Source organism: Nocardioides sp. CPCC 206348, assembly GCF_048654705.1.
Classification (GTDB): Bacteria; Actinomycetota; Actinomycetes; order Propionibacteriales; family Nocardioidaceae; genus Nocardioides.
Map to the genome: position 1 here is coordinate 1 of NZ_JBMCZA010000202.1, position 7,443 is coordinate 7,443.

Sequence of the window (7,443 nt, forward strand, 5' to 3'; positions counted from 1 at the left end):
GGCAGGCGCCAGGCGCACTCGATGATCCGCCCCACGTACGCACGCCCACCATCAGGCGAGCGACCCAAGACGGCGATGAACTCCATCAGGTTGAACTCACTGACGAGCGGTGCGCCGTGGCCGGCGATCGGAACCCCGGTGTCGATGACGCCGTCCACGATGGTCGCGGCCTGCTCGGGGGTGGTGACGATGTTGCGGTTCGCCCACGCAACGGCGTCGATCCATTCACCGACCACCAGCCCTCGCCGGTCACGGACCTTGGTCCGGACGTCGGTGAGGATCTCGGCCGTCGACCGGGTGTCATGGCTGCCCTTCAGCTGGGGCTGGGTTCCGAGATCCATACATGTATTGGATCATCGAGGTCCGACACAACGAAGCGACGCAAAGCTGCCTGTGGAAGGGGAACGGCCCGGACCGGGCATGTGGAGAGTTGGTGGACGGTTCCGCTCGCACCTCAACGACTGGGCCGGCGGTCCCGCCCGCCCAGATCTCTGGCTGGGCGGAACCGCTTGGCTCAACCGACGGGCAGCCGCACGGTGGCGTCGACCGCGCTCGCCAGTTCGCGTCCCTTGGTCTCGAAGTGGGCGCGGAAATAGTTGGCGTGGTCGTCGTGCTCGTGGAAGTGGTGCGGCGTGAGCACGGCCGAGAACACCGGGACGTCGGTCTCGAGCTGAACGCGCATCAGCCCATCGACGACCGCGGGAGCGACGAAGTCGTGGCGGTAGATGCCGCCATCGACGACGAGCGCGGCTGCCGCGACTCCTGCGTACCGGCCAGACTGTGCGAGCCGCCGGACCTGCAGCGGGATCTCGAAGGCGCCGGGGACGTGCACCACGTCGACCTCGTAGCCGCGGCTGCGAAGTTCTTCCGTGGCCGTTGTCACGGCGACATCGACGATGTCGGCGTGCCAGCGGGCGGCGATGATGGCAATGCGGGGAGCGGTGGGTGACATGGTTCCTCCTGTTTGCGTGTCACCCAGGGCGTGACGACGCGCACGAGGCCCGTCGCGTTCTCTCTCGTCCGGACTGTGACCGTCGGCTCCGGAGTTCGACCGGATCTGCTGACCCACACCGATCCGGGGGATCCGTGTGGCGCTCGCGGGCTCGACCGCCCCGGATCTGCCGGGACGCTCCTACCGCCGGTGGGGATTTCCACCCCGCCCTGAGAACGTACGGATCAACCGTACCGCTCCGGCGCCGAGTCCGGCGTGAGTCGCTTCCCTGATGATTCCCCGCGCGCCGAATCCCGCTTGTAGGGTGTCCTGTGTCATGCGCGGGAGACCCCGGCAGAGCGCAGATGCGCCGCATGGACACGAAACACTCGATCCTCGAGGACCCCTTTTCATGGACTACAAGGTTGCTGACCTGAGCCTGGCCGAGTTCGGCCGCAAGGAGCTCACCCTCGCCGAGCACGAGATGCCCGGCCTTGTCTCGCTGCGCACGACGTACGGCGATGCCCAGCCCCTCAAGGGCGCCCGGATTGCCGGGTCGCTCCACATGACCATCCAGACCGGTGTGCTGATCGAGACGCTCGTCGCCCTCGGCGCCGAGGTCCGCTGGGCCACCTGCAACATCTTCTCGACGCAGGACCACGCCGCTGCTGCGGTCGTCGTCGGCCGCCCCGAGACGGGCGGCACCGCCGAGGACCCCAAGGGCACCCCCGTCTTCGCCTGGAAGGGCGAGTCGCTGGCGGAGTACTGGGACGAAGCCGAGAAGGTCTTCGACTTCAAGGACGAGGCCGGCAACGTGATCGGCCCGAACATGCTCCTCGACGACGGCGGCGACATCACGCTGCTCGTCCACAAGGGTGTCGAGTTCGAGAAGGCCGGCGTGGTTCCGGGCCAGGACACGACTGACAACGAGGAGTACAAGGAGGTCCTCCGGGTCCTCGCTCGTTCGCTCGAGAACAATCCCACCCGCTGGACGAACATCGCCAACAACATCAAGGGTGTCTCCGAGGAGACCACCACCGGTGTGCTGCGCCTGTACGACCGCTTCAAGGAGGGCTCGCTCCTCTTCCCGGCGATCAACGTCAACGACTCGGTCACCAAGTCGAAGTTCGACAACAAGTACGGCTGCCGCCACTCGCTGATCGACGGCATCAACCGCGGCACCGACGTCATGATCGGCGGCAAGGTTGCCGTCGTGTGTGGCTACGGCGACGTCGGCAAGGGTTCCGCCGAGTCGCTCCGCGGCCAGGGCGCTCGCGTGATCATCACCGAGATCGACCCGATCTGCGCGTTGCAGGCAGCGATGGACGGCTACGAGGTCAAGCGCCTCGAGTCGGTCGTCGAGTACGCCGACATCTTCATCACCACGACGGGCAACTTCGACATCATCCGGGTCGAGCACTTCGAGAAGATGAAGCACCAGGCGATCGTCGGCAACATCGGCCACTTCGACAACGAGATCAACATGGCTGGTCTCGCCAAGATCGAGGGCATCGTCAAGGACGAGATCAAGCCGCAGGTCCACCAGTGGATCTTCCCCGACGGCAAGAAGGTCATCGTGCTGTCCGAGGGCCGTCTGCTGAACCTCGGCAACGCGACCGGCCACCCGTCGTTCGTCATGTCGAACTCCTTCACCAACCAGGTGCTCGCCCAGATCGAGCTCTTCACCAAGGTCGAGGAGTACCCCGTCGGCGTCTACGTGCTGCCGAAGCACCTCGACGAAGAGGTCGCCCGTCTGCACCTCGACGCCCTCGGTGTCGAGCTGACGATCCTGACCCAGGAGCAGGCCGACTACCTCGGCGTTCCGGTCGAGGGCCCGTTCAAGGCTGACGCATACCGCTACTGAGTTCCACGGTCAGGAGCCCCGCACCCACTCGGTGCGGGGCTTCTGCCTTCCTCCCACCTAGGATCGACCCATGACACCTCCCGCCGGCGCGCCGTCGTACCCCACCCGGGGACGGGTGCTTGTCGTCGATGACGACGCACCGCTGGCCGAGATGCTGGGCATCGTCCTCTCCCAGGAGGGCTTCGAGAGCCGGGTGTGCCCGCGCGGCGACCTCGCCCTCGCCGACTTCCGCGACTACCGCCCCGACCTGGTCCTGCTCGACCTGATGCTGCCCGGCAAGGACGGCATCGACGTGTGCAAGGAGATCCGGGCCGAGTCCGGCGTCCCTATCGTGATGCTCACGGCAAAGGGCGACACCGTCGACGTCGTGGTCGGGCTGGAGTCCGGTGCCGACGACTACGTCGTCAAGCCGTTCAAGCCCAAGGAGCTCGTGGCACGGATCCGGGCCCGCGTGCGTCGTACCGACAACGTCCCCCAGGAGACGCTCACCGTCAAGAACCTCGAGATCGACGTCGCCGGGCACTCGGTGACCCGCGACGGCGTCGAGATCTTCCTGACGCCGCTGGAGTTCGACCTGTTGCTGTGCCTGGCCCGCAAGCCCGGCCAGGTCTTCACGCGGCAACTGCTCCTCGAAGAGGTCTGGGGCTACCACCACGCCGCCGACACGCGCCTGGTCAACGTCCACGTGCAGCGCCTGCGTTCGAAGGTGGAGCACGACCCCGAGCACCCCGAGATCGTCCTGACCGTGCGGGGCGTCGGCTACAAGGCCGGCGCTGTCTAGGCCGACGGACATGGACGGATCCGACCTGTCCCGGTGGCTGCGCAGCCTCTGGGCCCGGGTCGCGCCGGAGGTACGACGTGCGCTCACCTTCTGGCGTCGGTCGATCCAGGCACGGGTCGTCGTCAGCACGGTCGTCCTGTCGGCGCTCACCGTCAGTGCGGTCGGCTGGATCCTGCTGCAGCAGACGAAGCAGGGCCTGCTCGAGCACCGCGTCGAGGTCGTCCTCGGTGAGGTCGACGCGGAGGTGAGTGATGCGAACGGCCGGCTCGCTGCCGCGTCGGGCACCGAGGTCAACGCGAGCCGCCAGCAGCGCGACCTGGTCGACCCGATCATCGACCGCGGCGTGAGTCGCGGGTACAGCGTCGTCCTGGCCGGACCGGAGGGGGAGGACCTGCCCCTGCGCGAAGGTGGCGGCGAGTACACCAGCGGCCTGGACCTGGTCAGCGTCCCGGAGAGCCTCGAGGCGCACTTCGACGGACTGGGCCGATCCACCGCCTGGACCTACACCAACATCGTGCAGACCGGCCCCGACGGCACGACGTCGCGTGCCGGCATCGTCGTCGGGGCGCAGGTGCCGTTGCCGTCGGACGGCAAGACCTACACGCTGTACTTCCTCTTCCCGCTCACCGAGGAGGAGGAGACCCTGGGCCTGGTCACCCGTGCGCTGCTCACCGCCGCGGGCCTGTTGCTGGTCCTGGTGGCGGGACTGACCTGGCTGGTGACGCGCCAGGTCGTGACGCCGATCCGGATGGCCCGACGGGTCGCGGAGCGACTCGCGTCCGGGCGCCTCCAGGAACGACTGCAGGTCCGGGGCGAGGACGACATCGCGCGGCTGGCGTATTCCTTCAACCAGATGGCCACGAACCTCCAGCGCCAGATCCGCCAGCTGGAGGAACTGAGCTGGGTCCAGCGCCGCTTCGTGTCCGACGTGTCGCACGAGCTGCGCACGCCGCTGACCACGGTGCGGATGGCGTCCGACGTCCTCCACGACGCCCGCGACGGGTTCGACCCGACGACGGCGCGCTCGGCCGAGCTGCTCCAGGCCGAGCTCGACCGGTTCGAGAACCTCCTCGTCGACCTCCTCGAGATCAGCCGCTTCGACGCCGGTGCGGCCCGGCTGGCGACCGAGGACGTCAACCTCGTTGAGGTCGTCGAGCGCGTGGTCACTGCTGCTCAGCCGCTGGCCGACCAGCGAGGCGTACGGGTCGTGATCGAGCAGCCCGACGACGAGGTGCGCGCCGAGGTCGACGTACGACGGATCGAGCGGATCGTGCGCAACCTGGTCACCAATGCCATCGACCACGCCCAGGCCGACGATCCGACCGAAGCGGTCATCGTCCGGCTGGCCTCGGACGCCGAGGCGGCCGGGATCACGGTCCGCGATCACGGCGTCGGGCTCGCCCCGGGGGAGGCGGCGATGGTCTTCAACCGGTTCTGGCGCTCGGACCCCGCGCGCGCCCGGACCAGCGGCGGAACCGGGCTCGGCCTGGCGATCGCGCAGGAGGACGCCCACCTGCACGGGGGATGGTTGCAGGCCTGGGGCCGTACCGGCCAGGGCGCCCAGTTCCGGCTGACGGTCCCGCGGCATGCCGGGGCGACGCTGCGCAACAGCCCCCTCTCGCTGGTTCCCGACGACGCTGCGTCCACCGATGCCGGCATCGTGATCGGACCCGTCGTGGTGCCGACCCAGGAGGGCACCCGATGACCCGCCCGACGACCCGCCCGACGACCCGCCCGGCTGCGATCGCCCGACAGGTGGCGATCGCCCTGTTCGCGGCCGTCCTGCTCGGCGGTTGTGTGACGTTGCCGACCGACGGTCCGATCGTCGAACGCAACGTCACCGACGAGGAGGACGTGCGCCAGGCCAGCGACATCGACGCCCGTCCGCCGACCGCCGGCGCGTCGCGCACCGAGGTCGTCGCCGGGTTCCTCGACGCGATGACGGCCTGGCCGATCCAGACCAGCGTGGCCAAGAAGTACCTCACCGGCGGCGCCGCCGCGCAATGGAATCCCGAGCAGGAGACCATCGTCTACAGCGACACCCTGCCGGTCCGCGAGGTCGGCGGCTCCGTCTCCGTCGAGCTCACGGCTGCCGACCGCCTGGACGCCGTCGGTGGCTGGCGTGGTCCGGTGCCGGCCAACGAGCTCACGATGGGATTCCGCGTCACGGTGGAGGACGGCGAGTACCGCATCGCCGACCCGCAGGACGCACTGGTGGTCCCGGCCACCTGGTTCCAGCAGCGCTATCGCCAGGTGTCCCTGTACTACTTCGACCCGCTCGCCCAGATCCTGGTGCCGGAGCCGGTCTTCGTGCCGGAGGGCGACCAGCTCGCCACCAGCCTCGTCTCGGGACTGCTGGCCGGGCCGCCGCCCCTGGCCCGAGGAGTGGTCCGCTCCTTCCTCCCGTCCGGCCTCAGCGTCGGCCTCTCCGTCCCCGTCGACAAGTCCGGCGTCGCTGACATCACGCTCGTCGGTGACGCCCCGAAGGTCACCTCGGAGGAAGCCGAGCTGATGCTCGCCCAGCTGGCGTGGACACTGCGCCAGGACGACGACATCACGGCGCTCCGCGTCACCGTCGGCGGCTTCGACCTGCCGTTGCCGGGTGGCGCGTCGACGTACCCCGTCAACGGTGGCCAGGCCTTCGATCCGGCCGGCGCCGGCGCCACCACGCTGCTCTTCGGCCTGACCCGGGGACGGCTGGTCTGGGGGACCGCTGGCAACCTGGTTCCGGCCACGGGGCCGTTCGGAGACGAGGGTGCCGGTATCGAGGTGGCAGCCGCCCGGCCGGACGGCGAGCAGGTCGCCGTCGTCGACGGGAGCAGCCGGCGGGTGCGGGTCGGATCGGTCCGCGAGACGGCGGACGCCCCACCGACCCGGACGGTGCTGAGTGGCGGGACGTACGCCCGGCCGTCGTGGGACGCCAGCGGACGACTGTGGGTGCTCGAGCGCCGCCGTTCCGGATCGGTCGTGTGGCTCGTCGACGGCGATGGCGTGCGCCAGGTGGACGTGCCCGGCGTGACGGGCGAACAGGCGCACCAGCTCATCGTGTCCCGCGACGGCACCCGACTGGTGGCGGTTCTGCGCACCAGCCGGGGCGACGAGGTCGTGGGGGCCCGCGTGGTGATCAACGGCCGCGGCGGCATCGCCCGCGCGCGGGCGCCGTACCTCGTCCACGCGGCCAGCAACGGGCGGATCGTCGACATGGCGTGGACCAGTCCGATCCGGGTCGGGTTGCTGACCCCGACCGCACCCGGCACCCTCTCCGAGGTCGACGTGGTGGCTGCCGACGGCGCAACCGTGGGTGTGGACGAGCTGTCGACGATCGTGTCGGGCGCCCTGATCGGCCTGGCCGGCACGCCGACCCCCGGCCCACCGATGCTGGCCGTCTACGCCGACCGGTACGTCGACATCGTGCAGCAGGACGCGTACGACGCCGCGGACGCGCTGCTCACCCAGCTCGACTACGCCGGGTAGCTCTCCACCGCTCGTTCTCCGCAGCACCGTGGCCGGCGGTTGTCCGGCGACGGTGCGGTTGATGGGGTGGGGCGGTGCGCCTGCTGCCCGTGCTCGCCGACGGCTTCGTCGACCTGGTCCTCGGGTCGGCGTGCGTGGCCTGCCTCCGGCCGGGGCGGGTACTCTGCCCGGACTGCCGGGACGCGCTGCCTTCCGGGGCCGCCGTGCGCTGGCCGACCCCGAGGCCACCCGGCCTGGTGCCGCCGTACGCGACGGGCGCCTACGACGACGCGCTGCGGTCGATGGTGCTCGCGCACAAGGAGCGACGGGTGCTCGCCCTCGCCCGCCCGCTCGGTGACCTGCTGGCCTGCTCGGTCCGTCAGGCCCTGGAGGACGCGCGCTGCGGTGCCGGCG

Annotated in this window: 5 protein-coding genes, 2 pseudogenes and 1 riboswitch; of the genes and pseudogenes, 5 read left to right on the top strand and 2 right to left on the bottom strand. The window is 69.8% G+C overall.

The genetic code is table 11. The annotated features are described in order from the left end of the window. Together ACOADB_RS19525 and ACOADB_RS19530 are read right to left on the bottom strand one after the other, a co-directional pair. Nucleotides 1-341 (bottom strand): annotated as a pseudogene (locus ACOADB_RS19525) (hypothetical protein); the annotation flags it as partial. 173 nt (nucleotides 342-514) lie between these two features. Continuing rightward, entirely contained in the window at nucleotides 515-952 is a 438-nt protein-coding gene (locus ACOADB_RS19530) for a 6,7-dimethyl-8-ribityllumazine synthase (RefSeq protein WP_378602267.1), read from the bottom strand. Nucleotides 953-1,004: 52 nt separating this feature from the next. After that, a riboswitch (FMN riboswitch) is annotated at nucleotides 1,005-1,173 on the bottom strand. A gap of 170 nt (nucleotides 1,174-1,343) precedes the next feature. On the opposite strand from ACOADB_RS19530, the gene ahcY reads away from it, so the two are divergent. The 5 genes and pseudogenes from ahcY to ACOADB_RS19555 all read left to right on the top strand — a co-directional run. Beyond that, entirely contained in the window at nucleotides 1,344-2,795 is a 1,452-nt protein-coding gene (ahcY, locus tag ACOADB_RS19535; RefSeq protein ID WP_378602270.1) for an adenosylhomocysteinase, read from the top strand. 70 nt (nucleotides 2,796-2,865) lie between these two features. Beyond that, entirely contained in the window at nucleotides 2,866-3,576 is a 711-nt protein-coding gene (mtrA, locus tag ACOADB_RS19540; RefSeq protein ID WP_378602273.1) for an MtrAB system response regulator MtrA, read from the top strand. Between the two features lie 10 nt (nucleotides 3,577-3,586). Beyond that, the gene (gene mtrB, locus ACOADB_RS19545) at nucleotides 3,587-5,281 is read left to right on the top strand and encodes an MtrAB system histidine kinase MtrB (protein WP_378602277.1); all 1,695 of its coding nucleotides are present in this window, start codon (nucleotides 3,587-3,589) and stop codon (nucleotides 5,279-5,281) included. Continuing rightward, nucleotides 5,278-7,050, top strand: a complete 1,773-nt coding sequence (locus ACOADB_RS19550) for an LpqB family beta-propeller domain-containing protein (protein WP_378602280.1) — start codon at nucleotides 5,278-5,280, stop codon at nucleotides 7,048-7,050. Before mtrB ends, ACOADB_RS19550 begins: the two co-directional genes overlap by 4 nt. A gap of 74 nt (nucleotides 7,051-7,124) precedes the next feature. Beyond that, nucleotides 7,125-7,443, top strand: a pseudogene (locus tag ACOADB_RS19555) (ComF family protein); the annotation flags it as partial.